The organism is Nocardioides sp. dk884, from assembly GCF_009557055.1.
Taxonomy (GTDB): domain Bacteria; phylum Actinomycetota; class Actinomycetes; order Propionibacteriales; family Nocardioidaceae; genus Nocardioides.
This window is the reverse complement of the sequence record NZ_CP045649.1, coordinates 92,354-111,479: the sequence shown is the minus strand read 5'-3', so window position 1 is coordinate 111,479 and position 19,126 is coordinate 92,354. Positions and strand designations below refer to the sequence as shown.

22 protein-coding genes and 2 tRNA genes are annotated in these 19,126 nt (G+C 73.8%); 12 read left to right on the top strand and 12 right to left on the bottom strand.

The genetic code is table 11. The features are described 5' to 3' along the window. Nucleotides 1-68 precede the first annotated feature (68 nt). A complete protein-coding gene (locus GFH29_RS00550) occupies nt 69-1,088 on the top strand; it encodes a LuxR family transcriptional regulator (RefSeq protein WP_153321565.1) in 1,020 nt (339 codons plus the stop codon). A 354-nt stretch (nt 1,089-1,442) separates the two neighbouring features. Continuing rightward, nucleotides 1,443-2,441: an IS30 family transposase gene (locus GFH29_RS00545; protein WP_267128520.1), complete on the top strand. Its 999-nt coding sequence runs from the start codon at nt 1,443-1,445 to the stop codon at nt 2,439-2,441. 229 nt (nt 2,442-2,670) lie between these two features. On the opposite strand, the gene GFH29_RS00540 is transcribed toward GFH29_RS00545, so the two are convergent. From GFH29_RS00540 to GFH29_RS00530, 3 genes are all read right to left on the bottom strand, one after another. Further along, on the bottom strand, nt 2,671-2,817 hold the full coding sequence (locus GFH29_RS00540) for a hypothetical protein (protein WP_153321563.1): 147 nt from the start codon (nt 2,815-2,817) through the stop codon (nt 2,671-2,673). A gap of 211 nt (nt 2,818-3,028) precedes the next feature. Then, nucleotides 3,029-3,119 (bottom strand) — tRNA-Ser (locus GFH29_RS00535). 78 nt (nt 3,120-3,197) lie between these two features. Next, nucleotides 3,198-3,671, bottom strand: a complete 474-nt coding sequence (locus GFH29_RS00530) for a hypothetical protein (protein ID WP_153321562.1) — start codon at nt 3,669-3,671, stop codon at nt 3,198-3,200. Between the two features lie 98 nt (nt 3,672-3,769). Between GFH29_RS00530 and GFH29_RS00525 the strand changes: the two genes are divergently transcribed. After that, a tRNA-Ser gene (locus GFH29_RS00525) sits at nt 3,770-3,857 on the top strand. A 40-nt stretch (nt 3,858-3,897) separates the two neighbouring features. Here GFH29_RS00525 and GFH29_RS00520 read toward each other — a convergent pair. From GFH29_RS00520 to GFH29_RS00510, 3 genes are read right to left on the bottom strand one after another with little or no spacing between them, the layout of a single operon-like run. Beyond that, nucleotides 3,898-4,125, bottom strand: coding sequence for a biotin/lipoyl-binding carrier protein (locus GFH29_RS00520; protein WP_153321561.1), 228 nt, complete (start codon nt 4,123-4,125; stop codon nt 3,898-3,900). A 39-nt stretch (nt 4,126-4,164) separates the two neighbouring features. Next, entirely contained in the window at nt 4,165-5,289 is a 1,125-nt protein-coding gene (locus GFH29_RS00515) for a hypothetical protein (protein WP_153321560.1), read from the bottom strand. A gap of 11 nt (nt 5,290-5,300) precedes the next feature. After that, on the bottom strand, nt 5,301-6,092 hold the full coding sequence (locus GFH29_RS00510; protein ID WP_228387671.1) for a carbon-nitrogen hydrolase family protein: 792 nt from the start codon (nt 6,090-6,092) through the stop codon (nt 5,301-5,303). Between the two features lie 61 nt (nt 6,093-6,153). Between GFH29_RS00510 and mobA the strand changes: the two genes are divergently transcribed. The 4 genes from mobA to GFH29_RS00490 all read left to right on the top strand — a co-directional run bounded on the left by mobA (nt 6,154) and on the right by GFH29_RS00490 (nt 9,021). After that, nucleotides 6,154-6,747, top strand: a complete 594-nt coding sequence (gene mobA, locus GFH29_RS00505) for a molybdenum cofactor guanylyltransferase (RefSeq protein WP_228387670.1) — start codon at nt 6,154-6,156, stop codon at nt 6,745-6,747. Between the two features lie 47 nt (nt 6,748-6,794). Continuing rightward, nucleotides 6,795-7,121, top strand: coding sequence for a DUF6457 domain-containing protein (locus GFH29_RS00500; RefSeq protein ID WP_153321559.1), 327 nt, complete (start codon nt 6,795-6,797; stop codon nt 7,119-7,121). Between the two features lie 29 nt (nt 7,122-7,150). Beyond that, on the top strand, nt 7,151-8,128 hold the full coding sequence (locus tag GFH29_RS00495) for an NAD(P)H-quinone oxidoreductase (RefSeq protein ID WP_153321558.1): 978 nt from the start codon (nt 7,151-7,153) through the stop codon (nt 8,126-8,128). 248 nt (nt 8,129-8,376) lie between these two features. Next, nucleotides 8,377-9,021 carry a bacterial proteasome activator family protein gene (locus GFH29_RS00490; protein ID WP_153321557.1) on the top strand — a complete coding sequence of 215 codons (645 nt, stop codon included), beginning with the start codon at nt 8,377-8,379 and terminating at the stop codon, nt 9,019-9,021. A 23-nt stretch (nt 9,022-9,044) separates the two neighbouring features. On the opposite strand, the gene GFH29_RS00485 is transcribed toward GFH29_RS00490, so the two are convergent. From GFH29_RS00485 to serS, 5 genes are read right to left on the bottom strand one after another with little or no spacing between them, the layout of a single operon-like run. Continuing rightward, a complete protein-coding gene (locus GFH29_RS00485; protein WP_153321556.1) occupies nt 9,045-9,677 on the bottom strand; it encodes a hypothetical protein in 633 nt (210 codons plus the stop codon). A gap of 17 nt (nt 9,678-9,694) precedes the next feature. Beyond that, nucleotides 9,695-10,546: a Cof-type HAD-IIB family hydrolase gene (locus GFH29_RS00480; RefSeq protein WP_153321555.1), complete on the bottom strand. Its 852-nt coding sequence runs from the start codon at nt 10,544-10,546 to the stop codon at nt 9,695-9,697. After that, the gene (locus GFH29_RS00475; protein WP_153321554.1) at nt 10,543-11,028 is read right to left on the bottom strand and encodes a GNAT family N-acetyltransferase; all 486 of its coding nucleotides are present in this window, start codon (nt 11,026-11,028) and stop codon (nt 10,543-10,545) included. The genes GFH29_RS00480 and GFH29_RS00475 overlap by 4 nt, the downstream gene beginning before the upstream one ends. Beyond that, nucleotides 11,025-11,831: an HAD family hydrolase gene (locus tag GFH29_RS00470; protein WP_153325549.1), complete on the bottom strand. Its 807-nt coding sequence runs from the start codon at nt 11,829-11,831 to the stop codon at nt 11,025-11,027. The genes GFH29_RS00475 and GFH29_RS00470 overlap by 4 nt, the downstream gene beginning before the upstream one ends. A gap of 53 nt (nt 11,832-11,884) precedes the next feature. Beyond that, entirely contained in the window at nt 11,885-13,180 is a 1,296-nt protein-coding gene (serS, locus tag GFH29_RS00465; protein WP_153321553.1) for a serine--tRNA ligase, read from the bottom strand. 100 nt (nt 13,181-13,280) lie between these two features. On the opposite strand from serS, the gene GFH29_RS00460 reads away from it, so the two are divergent. Together GFH29_RS00460 and GFH29_RS00455 are read left to right on the top strand one after the other, a co-directional pair. Then, entirely contained in the window at nt 13,281-14,855 is a 1,575-nt protein-coding gene (locus GFH29_RS00460) for a YegS/Rv2252/BmrU family lipid kinase (RefSeq protein ID WP_228387669.1), read from the top strand. A 97-nt stretch (nt 14,856-14,952) separates the two neighbouring features. Then, nucleotides 14,953-15,735 carry a GIDE domain-containing protein gene (locus GFH29_RS00455; RefSeq protein WP_153321552.1) on the top strand — a complete coding sequence of 261 codons (783 nt, stop codon included), beginning with the start codon at nt 14,953-14,955 and terminating at the stop codon, nt 15,733-15,735. A gap of 162 nt (nt 15,736-15,897) precedes the next feature. Here GFH29_RS00455 and GFH29_RS00450 read toward each other — a convergent pair whose 3' ends face one another. After that, nucleotides 15,898-16,308: a DUF4446 family protein gene (locus GFH29_RS00450; RefSeq protein ID WP_153321551.1), complete on the bottom strand. Its 411-nt coding sequence runs from the start codon at nt 16,306-16,308 to the stop codon at nt 15,898-15,900. A gap of 23 nt (nt 16,309-16,331) precedes the next feature. On the opposite strand from GFH29_RS00450, the gene GFH29_RS00445 reads away from it, so the two are divergent. From GFH29_RS00445 to larC, 3 genes are read left to right on the top strand one after another with little or no spacing between them, the layout of a single operon-like run. Continuing rightward, nucleotides 16,332-17,171, top strand: coding sequence for a prephenate dehydratase (locus tag GFH29_RS00445; protein ID WP_153321550.1), 840 nt, complete (start codon nt 16,332-16,334; stop codon nt 17,169-17,171). Nucleotides 17,172-17,204: 33 nt separating this feature from the next. Continuing rightward, entirely contained in the window at nt 17,205-17,888 is a 684-nt protein-coding gene (gene larB / locus GFH29_RS00440; RefSeq protein WP_153321549.1) for a nickel pincer cofactor biosynthesis protein LarB, read from the top strand. After that, nucleotides 17,885-19,123: a nickel pincer cofactor biosynthesis protein LarC gene (larC, locus tag GFH29_RS00435; protein ID WP_153321548.1), complete on the top strand. Its 1,239-nt coding sequence runs from the start codon at nt 17,885-17,887 to the stop codon at nt 19,121-19,123. Before larB ends, larC begins: the two co-directional genes overlap by 4 nt. Nucleotides 19,124-19,126 lie beyond the last annotated feature (3 nt).

The window sequence follows — 19,126 nt, the reverse complement described above, 5'->3', positions numbered from 1 at the left end:
CCGCGTCGCTGTGCGACGATGACCACGGGGGGTATGGAGCCGCAAGGAACCTGCCGGGAGGGAACCGATTGACCAGCTTCGGTCCGCAGCAGCGCGCACTGCTCGAGGACGCCGCCGCCCAGCTGTACGACGCGGCGCTCGCGCGCGGGGGGATCCCGGTCGATGACCCCCGCATCACACCCGCGGGCGCACACCGCGCCGAGTTCGACCTGCTGGTCGACCTGGGCCTGCTGCGCCTGGACAGTCTCGACGAGGGCGACGCGCGGTGGGTCCCGCAGGACCCGGCCGCCGGCCACGCCCGCGTGGTCTCCCCGCTCAGCCAGGAGGGCGCACGGCTCCTCCAGGAGTCCGCCGAGTGGTCGCGCACCTTCGCGGCGCTGAGCCAGACCTGGCGACGCGCCCCCTCGAGTCCGGAGCGCGGCCCGTTCACCTATCTGCACGAGGGCGCGATCGGGGTGTTCCTGACCGAGCTGGTGAGCGAGTGCGAGCAGGAGATGCTCACCGCCCAGCCGCAGGCCGGCCGCGACCCGCAGGCGCTGGCCGCCGCCGCGCTGCGCGACACCGCGATGCTCGAGCGCGGCGCCCGGATGCGCACGCTGTACCAGCACAGCGCGCGGCGCAGCGCCGTCACTCGTCAGTACGTCGACGCGGTGACCCAGCGCGGGGCCGAGGTGCGCACCCTCGATGAGTTCTTCAACCGAATGATCGTGTGCGACCGCCGGGTCGCGGTCATCCCGGCCGGCGAGGACCTCTCCACCGCGGTCGTGGTGCGCGAGCCCTCGGTGGTGGCCTACCTCGTCGACATCTTCGAGCGCACCTGGGAGCGGGGTCGCACCTTCGGCAACTCCGAGTCCACGACGCTGGCCGACATCGCCACCGAGCAGCGCGCGATGACCATCCGGATGCTGATCGCCGGTCATCCCGACGCCGTCAGCGCCAAGCGGCTCGGCGTCAGCCCGCGCACGTACGCCGGCTACGTCGCCGACCTCAAGGACGAGCACGACGCCCAGACCCGCTTCCAGCTCGGCTACCGGATGGGACGTCAGGCAGCCGGCGCCTGCCCCGAGTGCGACAACCCGGGACTGTGAGGGTCGGCGCGGGGTGCGCGGAACTCAGCAATTGCTAGGAAAGACACCGTCCGCGGCCGGCGGAGTCCATCGGTCGAAGCAACGCCGAGTGATGGTGGTGTTGCGATGGGCAGGCGGTACGTGCCGTACGAGGTTCGTGAGGAGTTCTTCGCGTTGGTCTGTGGTGGGTTCGCGCTGCAGGCTGCCGCGGATCGGGTCGGTGTGTCGCATCGAACCGCGACGTACTGGTGGCGATCCTCGGGGCTTGTGAGCCCAGTCATCCAATTCGGTGCGATCGGTGGCCTGCCCGGAAGCGCTCCCGTAGGAGTGCCAGGGATACGCAATCCCGAAGAAGGCCCACGCCGACGGCGGGCGTTGAGCAGCGAGGACCGTGCGGTGATCGCGGCAGGGTTGCGTGCAGGGTGGGCGTTGACCCGGATCGCGACACTGATCGGGCGCGACAAGTCGGTGGTCTCTCGCGAGGTCGCGCGCAACCGCGGCCCCGACGGCTCCTACTGGGCCCCGATCGCGCATCGTGTCGCGCACGAACGGCGACGCCGACCCAAGGCGTTCAAGCTGATCGAGAACCCCGGGCTGTGTCGTCGGATCGAGACCTGGATGGACGACGGGTGGTCGCCAGGACTGATCGCGTCGATGCTGCGCCACGCCCACCCCGGTCACGATCCAGCAGCGAGGATGGCCCGTGTGTCGCACGAGACGATCTACCGGGCGTTGTATGTCCAGACCCGCGGGAGCCTGCGCAAGGACCTGGCCGCGCAGCTGCTGACCAAACGCCGCGCACGCAAGCCGCACGCCGACCCCGACGGGCGCAGGAAAGGGCTGTACCGCGAGGCCTTCACCATCAGCCAACGCCCCGCCGAGGTCGCTGACCGGGCCGTGCCCGGGCACTGGGAGGGTGACCTGATCCTCGGTGCCGGCAACCGCTCCGCGGTCGGGACCCTGGTCGAACGCTCGACGCGGTTCGTGCTCTTGCTGCACCTGCCCGGTCGCCACGACGCAGAGTCAGTGGCCCAGGCGATGATCCGCGAGATGGGTCAGCTGCCGGTGCATCTGCGTCGTTCGCTGACCTGGGACCGCGGCAGCGAGCTGGCTAACTACCGCGATGTCGAGGCCGCCTTGGAGATGCCGGTCTTCTTCTGTGACCCCCACTCGCCCTGGCAGCGCGGGTCGAACGAGAACACCAACCGACTCCTCCGGTTCTGGCTAGAGAAGGGCAGCGACCTCTCAACCCACAGTGCCGACGACCTCGCCCGCATCGCCGCGACCCTGAACAAGCGACCCCGCCCTACCCTGGACCTACGGACCCCAGCCCAAGCGCTGGCCGAGCTGCTCGCCAACCCGGCAGCAGCATGACCGTTGCTTCCACCGATTGACCTCGCCGCCCGATCCAGGTGCTTTTCCCAGCAATTGCGCGGGAACGAGCAACCACCGGCCCGCCGCCCCCGGACATGCCACGAGGGCGACGACCCGGGAGGGGGTCGCCGCCCTCGCACTGGGCGCACGGGCCGCGGGAGGGGCGGCTGCGGCGGGACCGATGCCCGTGGGGGGCGAGCAGGTCCCGTCACGCCCTGGCGGTGCCGCCTCAGCGGCCTCCGCCCGGGGCAACGCGGCACAGGCCACCGCAGCCCCAGCTGGTGTCTGCCTGCGCGGCAGGTGCGGTCACGGTCAGCAGTCCGGCACTGAGACCGGCGGCGGCGAGGGTGATGACGATCTTGCGGGCAACGTTCATGGGGGGGACCTCGTCTGCGTTCGGGGACTTCTCGGGGGGAGAGGCGCGGGCGGGGCCCGCGCGATCAGTGTGGAGCGCAGACGCGAGAACGCAGGTCCGCAGCGATGCCTCAAGAACCTGCATTGCACGATGATGCAGACCGGCGCCCCGGTGCTCCCCGGGGACGAAATGGCGGTCGGCCCCTCCCGAACCGGAAGGGGCCGACCAGCTGCGGAGGCGGAGGGATTTGAACCCTCGATGGGGTTTTAGCCCCAAACCCGCTTAGCAGGCGGGCGCCATAGACCGGACTAGGCGACGCCTCCCCGACAGCGGCCACAGGCTACCCGCCCCGGGCCCGCCACGACCAATCAGGCCACCCTCGAGGTGTCCCATGGTGCGGCTCAGGCGAGCGGACGGTGCCCCTGGCCGCGCTGCAGGTGCCCGCGCAGCTCCTGCACGAAGGTCTCCCGGTCGACCGCGAGCGCGCCGACGGGGATGGTCGTCGTACGACCGTCGCGCAGGCGCAGCACGACGCACGGGATGCCCCGCGGGCTGGCGGCGACGGCGTCCTGCACGTCACGCCAGCCGGCCTCGGGAGCGCCCGCGCCGCGGATCAGCCGCACTCGGTAGCCGCGGGCGTCGCAGCGCAGCACGTAGGCGCGCGAACCCAGCCACCACCACGTGCCGGCCAGGGCGGCGGCACCGAGGAGCAGAACCACGACCAGCACCGCCGTCGGCAGGCCGGCGAGGGCCACGACCACCGTCACCAGGAAGACGACGACCGCGAGCGCCACCACCCCGAGGCCCACGAGACGGGCGACCAGCGCCCGGTTCATCCGGTAGTACGTCGGGGACTGCTCGGCGGGCGCGGTCATGACCCCGATTGTCCCTCCCCCGCGCCCCGGCCCGCCAATCCGTGCCACCGCTCGCGCAGCACCTAGACTCACCTCGCGCGGTCCCCCGGGACCCGCGTGGAGGGGTGCCGGAGTGGCCTATCGGAACCGCCTTGAAAGCGGTCGTGGGGAGACCCACCGCGGGTTCGAATCCCGCCCCCTCTGCCAACAGGCCGGCGCACCTGCGCCACCGACGGCACAGCGGCGCTCAGCGCAGCTGCACCAGCACGTCGCCCTCCTGGACGACGTCGCCCGGCGCGACCTTCACCGCGACGACCGTGCCCGGCGCCTCGACCAGGACCGGGATCTCCATCTTCATCGACTCCAGCAGCACCACGGTGCCGCCGGCGTCGATCCGGTCGCCTGCCGAGACGTTCACGGTGAGCACGTTGGCCACCATCTCGGCGACGATCTCGGTGAGCTGTTCGCGTGCCATGACCGCGAACCTAGCCGTTACTTCCGGGTACTCCCGCACTCACAGCAGGGGGCTGGTGCGGACGGGCTCGGGCCGGCCGGCCAGCGCCTCCTCGGCGCGTCGGGCGCGGCGGCCGCGAGGGCCGGTGAGGGCCAGGTCGGCGCGGATCACCAGATAGCCGAGCACCAGCCCGACGACCAGGCCGTAGACCACCGACAGCCCAGCCTCGAGCAGGCTCGTGGCGGGGTTCATCAGCGCGTCCGCCACCGGCACCGTGGCGGCGACACCGAAGGCGCACACCCACCAGCCCTGCCGCCGGCGGGCGCGCATGTGGCAGCCCCAGGCCAGGGCGGGGATGCCGAGGATCGTCATCAGCGGTCGCGGGAACGCGCCGAGGTTGTCGCGGCTCCAGCGCACGCCGTCCAGCAGCGACTCGACCAGGCCGGAGGCGCCGTAGCGCCGCAGCAGCTCGGCGTACACCAGCGTGACGGCGAGCAGCACGGCGCCGATCGCGACGGTCGCGGCGCCCCGTCGTCCCAGGCCGTGCAGCCCGGCGCCGAGGCGGTAGACGACGGCGAACGCGCCGCCCAGGGCCAGGGCCAGGGTGACGTAGTCGAAGCGCAGCAGGGTGATCGAGGGCTCGAAGGCGACGGTGGCGAACGCACCTACCGCTGCCACCAGCACCGCGTAGGTGCACTCGCGCGCCGCTTCCACGAAGCGCCGGGTGGGCGTCGTGATCATCACCCCGAGCACCGCGGACACCGCGGAGGTCAGCACCGCCGCACCCGTGCGCAGATAGTTCTCATCGATGACCAGCACCACCACGCCGACGGCCAGGGCGAGGGTGCCGAAGACGATCGGGCGACCGCCGGTGCGCGCCGCGAGCGCCCAGGTGTACGCCGTCGCCACGACCACCGCCCCGATCTCGCCGAGGACCCCGGGGCCGACCGGGACCGTGCCGGCGATCAGCAGGGCGAGGCCGCTCAGGACCGCGACCGCCCACACCCCCACCGGGAGCCGGGTGTCGCCGACGGTGGTCTCGATCGCGGCGTCCAGCGCGGTGCCGACCCCGCCGTCCTGGGGCCGGGGCCGCCGCCCGCGGCCGGTGCGCTCGGTGGCGCCGGGTCCGGAGCGGCGCGACCGGGCCGGGGGCTCGGCACGGCGGCGGGGAGCGGCGCGGGACATGAGAGGAAAGATTACAGTCGCCGGTTGGCCAGGGAGGGGTTGGTACGCCGCGCCTCCTCGAGCACCCCGCGCTCCAGGGCGGCGGTCAGGATCGCGGCCTCCTCCCCCGCCTCGGCGAGCACGTCGCCCAGCGGGTCGACGAGCATCGAGTGGCCGCTGTAGCGCGGCCCGGGCTGGCCGGCGGCGGCCACGAAGACGGTGTTCTCGATCGCGCGGGCCCGCAGCAGGGTGCGCCAGTGGTCGACCTTGCGCGGCCCGGCGACCCAGGCGGCCGGGACGACGAGCACCTCGGCCCCGGCGTCCACCAGCGCCCGCGCGAGCTCGGGGAAGCGCAGGTCGTAGCAGGTCAGCAGCCCGACCCGCCAGCCGGCGACGTCCACCACGCAGGGCGTGAGCGGGCCCGCGGTGAGCCGGTCGGACTCGCGGTAGCCGAAGGAGTCGTAGAGGTGGATCTTGCGGTAGTCGGCGCGAGCGGCGCCGCGCAGCACCAGGGTGTTGAACGGCCGGTCCGGGTCCTCGCCGGTCTCGAACATGCCGGCGACCACGCTGGTCCCGTGCTCCCCGGCCGCCTTGTCCACCGCCGTCGCGAACGGGCCGTCGAGCGGCTCCGCGGCCCCGCTCACGTCCGACCCGGGCTTGCCGAAGTCGCGCGCGAAGGCCTCCGGCAGCACCACCAGGTCCACCGGCCCGCCGTCCCCGGCGGTGGCCGCGCGGCGCACGAGCTCGCCGAGCCGGTCCCGGTTGACGTCAGGGTCGAGGGCGGAGGCTTCTTGGACGAGGGCGAGGCGCAGAGTGCTGGTCACGGATCCAGCGTGCCACCCGCACGGGAGGTGCCGCCGTGGACGCCGGTGGGAGACTGACGCCGTGGCCCGCCCGGCATCCCGCTCCGTGTCCCGCTCCGGGCCCGACCTGTGCGCCGTCCTGCTCGCCGGCGGCCGCGGCACCCGCCTGGGCGGCGTCGAGAAGGCCACCCTCGAGGTCGGCGGCCGCACCCTGCTCGACCGCGGGCTCGACGCGCTGCGCGACGCGGCGCCGGTCGTGGTGGTGGGCGACCCGGTCGCCACCGCGCGGCCGGTGCGGTTCTGCCGCGAGGAGCCGGCGTACGGCGGGCCGGTGGCGGCACTGCTCGCCGGCGTCGACGCGCTGGCCGGGGAGCGTCTGCCGGCGTACGTCGCGGTCCTCGCCGTGGACATGCCGGCGGTCACCGACGCCACCGTCACCCGGCTGCGCGCGGCGGCGGAAGGGCACGACGGGGCCCGGTTGGTCGACGACACCGGTCGCGGGCACCTGGCGCTGGTGCTCGCCACGGCCGCGCTGGACGGCATCCGGCCACCCGACGGGGACCAGCACGGGATGGCGCTGCACCGGCTGCTGGCCCCCCTCGACCTCGTCGACGTGCGCGCTGTCGAGGGGGAGCACCACGACGTCGACACCTGGGCGGACCTGCCGCCGCACTGAGCGGCGCCGGGCTTGCGGCGCCCGCGGTCGACGGCGAAGGTGGGGGCGTGAATCTGCACGACTGGATCGATGAGCTGGCCGATGCCCTGGACCTCGACGACGCGGAGATCGACGAGGGCCTGGTGCTCGACCTGGCCCGCGTCGTGGCGCACAGCGTCGAGCGCCCGGCCGCCCCCGTGACCGCGTACCTGCTCGGGCTGGCCGCAGGCAGCCAGGGCGCCGACGCCGAGGGCGTGGAGGCGCTCGCCGCCCGCGCGCAGCTGCTCGCCGAGAACTGGGAACGCCCGGCGGGCGCCCAGGACCCCGACGACGTCGACGACCCGATCCCCGACGACAGCACCGTCGACCACGTCGGCGAGACCTTCGAGGTCTGAGTCAGACCGCGGTCCCTAGGGTGGGGCCCATGCGTGCTGTGGTGGCTGATCGAGATGGTGGTCCCGAGGTCCTGTCGGTCGGGGAGGTGCCCGACCCCGTCGCGGGCCCCGGCGAGGTGCTGGTCGAGGTCGTCGCGACGGCCGTCAACCGCGCCGACACCCTCCAGCGGCAGGGCTTCTACCCGCCGCCGCCCGGCGCCTCCGACATCATCGGCCTGGAGTGCAGCGGCCGCGTGGCCGCGCTCGGCGAGGGCGTCGAGGGCTGGCAGGTGGGCGACGAGGTCTGCGCGCTGCTCGCCGGCGGCGGGTACGCCGAGCTGGTCGCCGTACCGGCCGGGCAGCTGATGCCGGTGCCGGCCGGCATCGACCTGGTGACCGCCGCGGCGCTCCCCGAGGTGGCGTGCACGGTGTGGTCCAACCTGTTCATGGTCGCGGGGCTGACCGCGGGCGAGGCGGTGCTGGTGCACGGCGGCGCGGGCGGCATCGGCACCTTCGCGATCCAGCTCGCCCACCAGCTCGGGGCGCGGGTCCTGACCACGGGTGGCACCCCCGACAAGCTCGGCCTGTGCGGCTCGCTCGGCGCCGACGTCACGATCAACTACCGCGAGCAGGACTTCGTGGAGGTGGTGCGCGAGCAGACCGACGGCCACGGCGTGGACGTCATCTTGGACAACATGGGCGCCAAGTACCTCAACCGCAACCTGTCCGCGCTCGCGACCGAGGGTCGGCTCGTGATCATCGGCATGCAGGGCGGCACCAAGGGCGAGCTCGACATCGCCCGGCTGCTCAACAAGCGCGCCGCGGTGATCGCCACCTCGCTGCGCTCGCGTCCCGCCGCCGACAAGGCGGCCATCTGCGCCGCCGTGGTCGAGCACGTGTGGCCGCTGGTTGCAGACGGTCTCGTCCGCCCGATCGTGCACGAGGTGATGCCGCTCACGGACGTCGCCGCCGCCCACACCGTGATGGCCGAGGGCACCCACACCGGCAAGATCCTGCTCACCGTCTGAGCCCCTCCCCCCTGACTGCCCGGTTGAGTTGGGCGTTCCTCACGGTTGAGTCGAGACTTTCTCCCAGGTGAGTCGAGAGTTTCGTCCACGGCCGCGCCATGGGCGCCGACTCGCCGCACCATTGGCGCCGACTCGGCGCGCCATTGGGGCCGACTCGCCGCACCATGGGCGCCGACTCGGCGCGCCATTGGCGCCGACTCGGCGGAGGTCTGTGCCCTGCCTCACCCCCGGGTCGCTAGCGTGGATGCATGAGCGAGCAGCGCAACCCCGGCGAGCAGGACCAGCAGATCGTCGTCATCGGGCCCGACGGCCGGCCGATGGCCCTTCCGGTGTCCGCGGTGGCCCAGGAGGGCGACGGTGGGGGCCAGGACGCCGCGAAGCACGAGGAGGGTGGCGGCGAGCGTGCCCTGACCGAGCTCGTCGAGCAGCCCGCGAAGGTGATGCGGATCGGCAGCATGATCCGCCAGCTCCTCGAGGAGGTGAAGGCCGCGCCCGTCGACGAGGCCAGCCGCAACCGCCTCAAGGAGATCCACCGCTCCTCCATCGCCGAGCTCGAGCAGGGGCTCGCCCCCGAGCTCGTCGAGGAGCTCGAGCGGCTCACCCTGCCGTTCTCCGAGGACGCGACGCCCAGCGAGAGCGAGCTGCGGATCGCCCAGGCCCAGCTGGTCGGCTGGCTCGAGGGGCTCTTCCACGGCATCCAGACCGCGATCTATGCCCAGCAGATGGCCGCGCGGGCGCAGTTCGAGCAGATCCGGCGCGCCCTGCCCGCGGGGATGGTCGCCCAGCCCGGCGGCGTACCCGGGCAGCCCGGCCAGCCGGGTCAGTCCGGCGCAGCCGCGGCCGCGGCGGACGCCGAGCAGCGCTCGGGCGGCATGGGCGGCATGTACCTCTGAGTCGCGGGAGGAGTACGCCGGGCTCAGGCCCGGCGGCCCGCCCAGCGCGCGAGCACGAGGCCGAGCAGGCCGACCAGGACCATCGCCAGGCCCGGCGCGGCGGTGCGGGTGAAGTCGGCGGGTGCGTCGGCGCCGACCGGCTCGATCACCGCCTCGACGTCGCCGGGGTCGATGCTCGGCGGGGCGCCCTCGCCGTACATCTCCTCCACGGCACGGACCAGGCCCGCGCGGACGGGAGCGGTGCCGCCACAGCCGGGGGCCGCGACCCGCTCGTCGTCGACGCGGGCGAAGAAGACGTACTCGCTGCCCGGGGTCAGCCGGCCGAGGCCGCAGGGGTCCTCGACGCGCGACTCGGTGACGACCTCGAGCGCGGACTCGCTCACCGTGCCCTTGTAGACGCGGTCGACCGAGACCTCCTGCACCCACGAGCGGCCCCGGGGGCTGGCCTTCTCGACGGTGCCGGTGAAGACGTAGCGCGCGGCCCGGGCGTCGGCCTCGGTGTCGGCGGGACCGCACGAGCAGGCGGCCGAGGCGGGCGCGGCGGCCCCCACGAGACCCACGACGCCGGCCAGGGTGACGGCGGCGAGGACCAGCAGCGCCGCGAGCAGGGCTGCCGGCCGGCGCAGGGCCGGGGCGGAAGTCAGGCTGCGGGACACGGCGTCATTCGACCAGATCACAGACCGAACACACCAGCCAGCACCCGTGCGACGCCGTCGTCGTCGTTGCGTGGGGCGATGCGGCGCGCCGCGGCGGTGACGGTGGGGTGCGCGTCGGCCATGGCGTACGACGTACCGGCCCAGGTGAGCATCGGCAGGTCGTTGGGCATGTCACCGAACGCCACCACCTCCTCGGCGCCGATCCCCAGGCGGGCGGCGAGCAGCTCGAGGGTGGAGGCCTTGGTGACGCCGGGCGCGCTGATCTCGAGCAGCGAGCTCGAGGAGGACCAGGTGATCACCAGCCGACCGCCCAGCGCCTGCTCGGCGGCGTCCCAGAACTCCTGCGGCGCCAGCTCCTCGTGGCGGGCGAGCAGCTTGAGGGCGGGACGGTCGAAGAGCTCCTCGACCGGTGCCCGGCGCGAGCCCTCGGGCATCGGATAGCGCTCCATGAAGTGCGGCTCCAGGCCGATCCCCTCGACGTCCTCCACGGCGTACGTCGTGCCGGGCACCGCCTCGCGCAGCAGCTGCGCGGAGGCCAGGCCGAGGCCGGGCTCGATGGCGCGCTCCAGGTCGACGGCGCTGCGCGCGACGTCCCAGACCAGCGCCCCGTTGGAGATGATCGCCAGGCCGTGGCGACCGACGTGCTCGAAGACGTCCTCGGCCCAGCGCAGCGGGCGCCCGGTCACGAACACGACCGGTACGTCGCGGCGGTCGAGCTCCAGGAGCACGTCGCGGGTGTAGTCGGAGATGGTGCCGTCCGAGCGCACCAGGGTGCCGTCCAGGTCGGTGGCGACCAGGCGCGGGAGGCGGGTCCCAGACTGGTCCACTGACGGGTCCACGGGCGTGGGCTGGTTCGTGGGGGTGGTCATCGCAGCGGCCGCACCATGACCAGCTCGCCGTCCTCGTTGGCCCCGCGCAGCTCGGTGAACCCGCAGGTGGCGAGCACCTTGATGCTGGCCCGGTTGTCCGGCGCGACGCTGGCGCGCACGCGTACGCCGAGCCGGTCGCACTCGCCCACCAGCGCGCCGAGCGCCTCGGTCATGAAGCCCCAGCCGCGGGCCTCGGCGACCAGCCCGTAGCCGACCTCGACCTCGGCGACGCCGTCGGCCGCCGGCTCCGGGGGCCCGTAGAAGCCGATCGAGCCGAGCACCGTCACGCCGCGGACCACGCTGCGCGAGCTCCAGGTGTCGCCGTCGCGCCACAAGGTGGCGGCGTCGACGTCGTCGCGGCGCGGGAAGTCGGCGTGCCAGCCGGGTCGCCGGCCGCCGCCACGGATCGCGGCGACGTCCTCGGCCGTCCAGAGGGGCAGCCCGAGGCGGGCGGTCGTGACCAGCACCGGCAGCGCGCTCACGCGGGGAACCAGCGGCCGATCTCGATCGCCGCTCCGTCGTCGTACACGCTCTCGGCGACGTCGTCGGCGACGTCGATGACCGGTTGGATCGCCTGACCCATCGCCACCCCGCGACCGGCCCACTGGAGCATCTCGATGTCGTTGCGCCCGTCGCCGATGGCGAGCACGTCGGCGGCGTCGACACCGAGCACCCGGGCGACGTGCTCGAGGCCGGAGGCCTTCGAGACGCCCACCGGGGCGAGGTCGAGCCACGCGGTCCAGCCGACGACGTAGTTGGTGCCGTGCAGGCCCAGGCCCTCGGCGAGCTCGACGAACTCCTCGGCGGTGGCGTCGGGGTCGCGGATGATCACGCGGCTGACCGGGCCGGCGACGAGGTCGTCGAGCTCGGTGACGATCATCTCGCCGGCCAGCTCGCCCTCGGGGAAGTGCTGGGTCACCCGGTAGCCGAAGCCGCGCTCCTCGACCGCCACCCGCGCGTTGGGGTGGCGCTCCAGGATGGCCGCGACCGCGGGCCTGGCGTCGAAGGTCTCCTCGTGGACCACCTCGAGCGGCGGGTAGCGGAAGACGACGGCGCCGTTGGAGGCCACCACCCAGAGCCGGTCCCGCTCCTCGCCGTGCAGGTCGAGCAGGTCGGCGATGCCGGTCATGCCGTGCGGGGAGCGCCCGCTGGCCAGCACGATGTGCGCCCCGCCCGCGAGGGCCCGGTGCACCGCGGCGTGGACGGCCGGGGAGATCTCCTCGTGGGTCGCACCGAGGCCCTCGATCCACTTCAGCAGCGTGCCGTCGATGTCGAGCGCGACCATCCGGGGGACCCAGCCCTCGGGCACGGCGGGCTTGTCCTCGCGTCGGACCGAGGTCACTGGGCCACCGGCTTCAGCACCTCGAGCCCGCCGAGGTAGGGCCGCAGCGCCTCCGGCACGCGCACCGACCCGTCGGCCTGCTGGTGGTTCTCCAGCAGCGCGACGATCGTGCGGGTGACGGCGCACAGGGTGCCGTTGAGCGTGGCCAGCGGGCGGGTCTCCGTGCCCGAGCCCGAGTCAGCCGCGAAGCGGGCCCGGATGTCGAGGCGGCGGGACTGGAACTCGGTGCAGTTCGAGGTCGAGGTCAGCTCGCGGTACTTGGCCTGGGTCGGGATCCACGCCTCGCAGTCGAACTTGCGGATCGCGGACAGCCCCAGGTCGCCGGCGGCCACGTCGATGACCTGGAAGGGCAGCTCGAGCTTGCTGAGGAACTCCTTCTCCCAGGCCAGGAGCCGCAGGTGCTCGGCCTCCGCGTCGGCGGGGTCGGCGTAGACGAACATCTCGACCTTGTCGAACCAGTGCACCCGGAAGATGCCGCGGGTGTCCTTGCCGTGCGAGCCGGCCTCCTTGCGGTAGCACGGGCTGAACGCGGCGTACCGGCGCGGCAGCGAGGCGCCGTCGAGGATCTCATCGGAGTGGTACGCCGCCATCGGCACCTCCGAGGTGCCGACGAGGTAGAGCTCCTCGCCCTCGATGCGGTAGACGTCGTCGGCGGCCTGGCCCAGGAAGCCGGTGCCGTCCATGGCACGCGGGCGCACCAGCGCCGGCGGGATCACCTCGGTGAACCCGGCCTCGGCGGCCTGGTCGAGGGCCATCGCCACCAGTGCGCGCTCGAGGCGGGCGCCGATACCGGTGAGGAAGTAGAACCGCGAGCCCGAGACCTTGGCGCCGCGCTCCACGTCGATCGCGCCGAGCAGGCGGCCGAGCTCGAGGTGGTCGCGGGGCTCGAAGCCCTCGGCGGCGAAGTCGCGGGGGATGCCGAGCGTCTCGAGCACGACGAAGTCGTCCTCGCCGCCGGCGGGCGCGGCCTCGGCCGCGAGGTTGGGCAGCGAGTGGATCGCGTCGTTCCAGGTCTCCTCGGCGACCTTCTGCGCCGCCTCGGCCTCCTTCACCTCCGCCGCGAGGGCCTTGGTGCGGGCCAGCAGCTCGGCCTTCTCCTCGCCGGTCGCCTTGGCGACGAGCTTGCCGAGGCTCTTCTGCTCGGCGCGCTTGGCCTCGAAGGTGGTGATCGCGGAACGACGGGCGGTGTCGGCACGCAGCGCGACGTCCACGATCTCGTCGGACAGACCCCGCTTCGCCTGGGCAGCGCGCACACGGTCTGGGTCGTCTCGCAGGATGCGTGGGTCGATCATGCGGCAAGGTTATCGGGACCCCGTCGCCCACCTCACCCGCATTCTCCCCTGGCGCGTCCCTGGCGCGTCCGCGCCGCCGGGGCCCGGTCATACTGACCCGGTGCTGGATCGTCCTCGTGTGGTGCACCTGACCTGGGCCCTGCTCTGCGTCGCCCTCTTCTCCGGCATCGCACTCGCCGCTGTCCAGGGCTGGGGGCCGGTGGCCGCCCTCGACGACCGCGGCGACCCCGCGCAGCAGTGGGCGGTGGACATGCCGTGGCTGCGCGCCCCGCTGCGGGCGGTCGAGCTGGCCTTCGGCACGATCGGCATGACGGTGCTGACGGTGCTGCTCGCCGCCACGATGTTCCTCAAGGGCCACCGGCGCGCGGCGTACTTCACCGTGTTTGTGATGGTCCTGGCCTCGGTGGCCACGACGCTGCTCAAGCTGACCGTGGGGCGCGACCGCCCGGAGTGGCAGCTCACCGAGGACCTGCTGACCACCCACTCCTTCCCCTCCGGTCACGCCTCCTCCGTCGCCGCGCTCGCCGGGGTGTCCTTCGTGCTGGTCACGATGCTGGTACGCCGTCGCAGCGTGCGACGCCTCGTCGGTACGGCGCTGCTCGCGCTCATCGTCGTGGTCTGCCTCGACCGGGTGCTGCTGGGCCGGCACTTCCCCACCGACGTCGTCGGCGGCACGGTGCTGGGGCTCGCCTGCGTCCTGATCGGGCTCGCCGTGGTCAACCCGCTGCCGCGCAGCAGCGCGGCCAGCGTGGAGCCGCTGGCGGAGGTCTTCGCCTCGACGCGCTCGCTGCACGTGATCCTCAACCCGATCAAGGTGGAGGACGTCGGGCAGTTCAAGCACGTCGTCAGCGCGATGGCGGCCGAGGCCGGCTGGTCGACGCCGGTGTGGCACCACACGACCGTCGAGGACCCGGGCACCGGCATGGCCGAGGCGGCCGCGGTCGCCGGCGCCGACCTGGTGCTGGTCTGCGGCGGCGACGGCACGGTGCGCGAGGTGTGCGCCGAGCTCGCCGGCACCGGCATCCCGGTCGGGATCATCCCGGCCGGCACCGGCAACCTGCTGGCCCGCAACCTGGGCATCCCGCTCTACATCCGCTCCGCGATCGACGTCGGGCTCAACGGCCAGGACCGCGCCATCGACATGGTCGAGGTCGGCGGCGACGGCATCGAGGACACCCACTTCATGGTGATGGCCGGGATGGGCTTCGACGCCGCGATCATGGCGGGCGTCAACGAGGACCTGAAGAAGCGCGTCGGCTGGATCGCCTACGTCGTGTCGGGCGCCAAGTCGCTGATGTTCCCCGCCGTACGCGTCGAGATCTCCGTCGACGGAGGGGAGTTCACCCGGCACCGAGCCCGGACGGTGGTCGTCGGCAACGTCGGCTTCCTCCAGGCCGGGATGCCGCTGCTGCCCGATGCCGTGATCGACGACGGTCTGCTCGACGTGGTGATCCTGCACCCCAAGAACTTCGCGGGCTGGCTGCCGCTGGCCTGGCGGGTGCTGGCCAAGCGGCCGCACACCGACGAGCTCGTGGACCGCAAGACCGGGTCCTCGGTCGTCATCCGGGCCGCGGCGGACACCCCGCGCCAACTCGACGGCGACTCGATCGGGGCGGGCCGCGAGCTGCGGATGCAGTGCGTGCACGGTCGCCTGCTGGTGCGCGTGCCGCGCTGAGCCGGAGTTCCTCCACAGGATCGGCCAGGTTCCGGACACGCTCGGCCCGGCTGCGGCAGGGTGGGCGCGCACCGCCACGCCGACCGGAGGTTCTTCGATGACGTCCTACCTGATCGCCGCTGCCGTCGCCGCCGTCGTCGCGGTCGGGCTGGGCTATCTCGCCCACGAGGCCCGCGGCGCCCGCCAGCGGCTGCGCGGCACGGAGACCTCCACGACCGCGACCCTGACCGCCCTGGCCGGCGCCGCGAGCGACGCCGTCGGCAGCCGCAGCTACGCCGAGCGGGTCGAGCTGAGCGGCGTGGCTGCCCCCGGGCCGCAGGGGCTGCTCACCTCGGAGATCTCCGGGACCCCGTGCGTCTGGCACCACCACAAGGTCAGCCGACGCTACGAGGAGCGGCGCACCGACTCCCAGGGGACGCGCCGCACCCAGACCCGCACCGAGGTGGTGACCGAGAGCCGCAGCCGCGAGCCCTTCGTGCTCCGCGACGAGCACGGTGAGGTCGTCGTGGTGCCGGAGACGGCGGTGGACCACCCGCGCAAGGTGCGCAGCGAGTTCCGCCCCGAGACCGGGCGCAGCGGCGCCGCGGTCAGCATCGGCGCGCTCCGCCTGGTCCTCCCGGCCGGCCGGGAGACCCTCGGCTACGAGTACGAGGAGTGGGTGCTCACCCCCGGCACCCCGCTGTTCGTGCAGGGCGAGGCCACCGACCGCTCCGGGCGCCTCGAGGTCCGCGACTCCCCGTCCGCCGCGCTGGTCATCTCCACGCGCAGCGAGGCAGAGCTGCACGCCGAGCACACCCGTCGCGCACTGCTCTGCACCGGCGGCTCCGCCCTGGCCGGGGTGGTCGCCGTCGGCGCCCTCGTCCTCGGCTTCCTCGCCTGACCCCTCGCCGAGTCGGCGCGTGTGGTTGCGCGACTCGGCGCGTGTGGTTGCCCCAGTCGGCGCGTGTGGCGAAGTTCTGCACAGGTCCTGGGGAGAACTCCGCCATTGGCGCCGACTCGCCGCACCATTGGCGCCGACTCGGCGTACTGGGTCAGGGGAAGGTCAGCGGTGGAGCTGGGGGCGGGCGTGCTCGATGGCTTCGGACTCCTCGGGGGAGAGCTGCTGCTCGCAGCGCCAGGCGGTGATCGACTTGGCGTAGGTGCGGGCCTCGGCGCGGCCGTGGATCGAGGTGAGTACGACGCCGTGGCCGGAGTCGTCGAGCAGCGCCAGCGACCAGGAGAGATGTCCGCCCATGTCACCGAACGCGTCGTAGCGCACCACCGCGAGGTGGCGCAGCGCGTCGCGGGTCTCGGCGCGCAGCGCGGCGACCTCCTGGCGCAGCCCGTGGACGTCCTCGGGCAGCGCCTCCTCCGAGGGCCGCTGACCGGCGGCCTGCCCGCGGCGCAGCGAGACGAGGGCGAGGACCAGGGCGGCGAGGGCGACGAGCAGCGAGATGACGGCGAGGAGGACCACGGACCAAACCCTAGGCTGTGGGGGTGACCGATCCTCGACGCATCGCCTACCAGGGCGAGCCCGGCTCCAACTCGCACGCCGTCTGCGCGCAGCACTACCCCGACTGGGACACCGTCCCGTGCGCGTCGTTCGAGGACGTGTTCGCCGCGGTCGCGTCCGGGGACGCCGAGCTGGCGATGATCCCGATCGACAACTCCCTCGCCGGGCGAGTGGCCGACATCCACCACTTCCTGCCCGAGTCGGGGCTCTACATCATCGCCGAGCACTTCCTGCGGATCCGCTTCCACCTGATGGCCCTGCCCGGCACCTCCCTCGACCAGATCCGCACCGTCCACAGCCATGTCCACGCGCTCGGCCAGTGCCGCAAGATCATCCGCGAGCACGGCCTGACCCCGGTGATCTCCGGCGACACCGCCGGGGCCGCGCGCGAGATCGTCGAGGCCGGCGACCCGAGCCAGGCCGCGATCTCGCCCCCGATGGCGGCGCCGATCTACGGCCTCGACGTGCTCGCCGAGGACGTCGAGGACGAGGACCACAACACCACCCGCTTCGTGGTCCTCTCCCCCGAGTTCGTGCAGGCCCCCGCCGGCAACGGGCCGGTCGTCACCAGCTTCGTCTTCAACGTCCGCAACATCCCGGCCGCGCTCTACAAGGCCCTCGGCGGGTTCGCGACCAACGGCGTGAACATGACCAAGCTGGAGAGCTACATGGTCGGCGGGCAGTTCACCGCCACCCAGTTCCTCTGCGAGGTCGACGGCCACCCCGACGAGCCCGGGCTCAAGCACGCGCTCGAGGAGCTGGAGTTCTTCACCACCGACGTGCGCGTCCTCGGCGTCTACCCCGCCGATCCCTGGCGCTCCTGACTCAGGGCCCCTTCCGGGGCTAGGTTCGTCGGCGTGGACGAGCCAGACCCGCGCACCGCAGACCTCGGCTTCGCACGCGTCGACCTGGACCGGGCCCGGCGCACCGGCGACCCCGAGGTCGTGTACGGCGCGGGCAAGACCCCCGCCGAGGTGGTCGCGATCCTCGCCGCCCTGCACGCGCAGCACCCCGACCGCGCGGTGCTCGCGACCCGTCTCGGCGACGACGCGCTCGCCCGGACCGCCGACGAGCTCGGCGCCACCGTGGACCCGCTCGGGCGCACCGCCACCCTCGGCCCGCTGCCCGAGCCCCGCGGCACCGTCGCCGTCGTCGCGGCCGGCACCTCCGACGCCCCCGTCGCCGCGGAGGCCGTCACCACCGTGCGCACGCACGGCGCCGCCGTGGACCTCATCACCGACGTGGGGGTCGCCGGCCTGCACCGGCTGCTCGCGGTGCGTGACCGTCTCGACGCCGCCGACTGCCTGGTCGTGATCGCCGGCATGGAGGGCGCGCTGCCCTCCGTGGTGGCCGGGCTGAGCGGCGTACCCCTGGTCGCGGTGCCGACCAGCGTCGGCTACGGCGCCTCCCTCGGCGGGATCACGGCGCTCCTGGCGATGCTCAGCTCCTGCGCGCCCGGCGTCACGGTCGTCAACATCGACAACGGGTACGGCGCGGGCGTGCACGCCGCCCGGGTGGCCCGCGGGGCCGCGCGCCGATGAGCTCGCGCACCGTCTGGGTCGACGCCACCGCCGGGGCCAGCGGCGACATGCTGCTCGGCGCGCTGCTCGGCGCCGGGGTGCCGCTGGAGGTGGTGCGGGATGCCGTCGACGCGGTCTCCCCCGAGCTGGTCGCCCTCAGCGTCGAGCAGGTCACCCGCGGCTCGCTGGCGGCCACCCGCTGCCGGGTGGCGGCCCCCGACTCGACCCACCACCGCACCTGGGACGACGTACGCCGCCTGCTCGAGGCCGCCCGCCTCGACCCGGCGGTGCGGACGCTCGCGACGGCGGCGTTCACCCGCTTGGCCGAGGCGGAGGCGGCGGTGCACGCGACCACCCCGGAGCGGGTGCGCTTCCACGAGGTCGGGGCGCTCGACGCGATCGCCGACGTCGTGGGCGTCGCGGCCGGCTTCGTGCACCTGGGCGCGGACCGGATCGTCGTCTCACCGGTCGCGGTCGGGCACGGCTGGGCCCGCAGCGCCCACGGGTCGCTCCCGGTGCCGCCGCCCGCGGTGGTCGCGCTGCTCGCCGGCACCCCGTCGTACGCCGGCCCGCCGGGCGCCGCAGAGGGAGAGCTCTGCACCCCGACCGGCGCGGCCCTGCTGCGCACCCTCGCCACCGAGCACGGCCCGCAGCCGGCGATGAGCACCGAGCGGGTGGGCGTCGGGGCCGGCACCCGCGACCCCGCCGGGCACGCCAACGTGGTGCGGCTGCTGGTCGGCGTCTCCCCCTCTGCCACCGCCACGCCCCACGACCCGAGCGACCCCGGCGGCCCCGAGCACGTCGAGGAGCTGGTGGTGGCCGCCAACGTCGACGACCTCGACCCCCGGGTCTGGCCCTCGGTGCTCGCGGCGCTGCTCGACGCCGGGGCGCTCGATGCCTGGCTGACGCCGGTGCTGATGAAGAAGGGCCGCCCGGCGCACACGGTGCAGGCGCTGGTCGCCCCCGGGCTGCTGGGGGCGATCGAGGAGGTGCTCTTCACCCACACCTCGACGATCGGGGTGCGCCACCACCCGGTCCGCAAGCGCCCGCTGGCGCGTGCGACGTCCCACGTCGACCTCGACGGCCAGCGGATCGCGGTCAAGGTGGCCCGCCTCGGCGGCCGGGTGGTCAACGCCCAGCCCGAGCTCGACGACGTGGACCGCGCCGCCGCAGCGCTCGGCCGGCCGCTCGGGGAGGTGCTGGCCGCGGCGCAGGCCCTCGCGCACACGCTGCGCGACGCGCCCCGACCACGCTGACCG

Excerpts from the sequence above, each read along its gene's own strand:
- GFH29_RS00540 (WP_153321563.1), bottom strand. The coding sequence starts at position 2,817 with ATGAACGTTGCCCGCAAGATCGTCATCACCCTCGCCGCCGCCGGTCTC.
- GFH29_RS00530 (WP_153321562.1), bottom strand. The coding sequence starts at position 3,671 with ATGACCGCGCCCGCCGAGCAGTCCCCGACGTACTACCGGATGAACCGG.
- GFH29_RS00520 (WP_153321561.1), bottom strand. The coding sequence starts at position 4,125 with ATGGCACGCGAACAGCTCACCGAGATCGTCGCCGAGATGGTGGCCAAC.
- GFH29_RS00515 (WP_153321560.1), bottom strand. The coding sequence starts at position 5,289 with ATGTCCCGCGCCGCTCCCCGCCGCCGTGCCGAGCCCCCGGCCCGGTCG.
- GFH29_RS00495 (WP_153321558.1), top strand. The coding sequence starts at position 7,151 with ATGCGTGCTGTGGTGGCTGATCGAGATGGTGGTCCCGAGGTCCTGTCG.
- GFH29_RS00490 (WP_153321557.1), top strand. The coding sequence starts at position 8,377 with ATGAGCGAGCAGCGCAACCCCGGCGAGCAGGACCAGCAGATCGTCGTC.
- GFH29_RS00480 (WP_153321555.1), bottom strand. The coding sequence starts at position 10,546 with ATGACCACCCCCACGAACCAGCCCACGCCCGTGGACCCGTCAGTGGAC.
- GFH29_RS00470 (WP_153325549.1), bottom strand. The coding sequence starts at position 11,831 with ATGGTCGCGCTCGACATCGACGGCACGCTGCTGAAGTGGATCGAGGGC.
- serS (WP_153321553.1), bottom strand. The coding sequence starts at position 13,180 with ATGATCGACCCACGCATCCTGCGAGACGACCCAGACCGTGTGCGCGCT.
- GFH29_RS00455 (WP_153321552.1), top strand. The coding sequence starts at position 14,953 with ATGACGTCCTACCTGATCGCCGCTGCCGTCGCCGCCGTCGTCGCGGTC.
- larC (WP_153321548.1), top strand. The coding sequence starts at position 17,885 with ATGAGCTCGCGCACCGTCTGGGTCGACGCCACCGCCGGGGCCAGCGGC.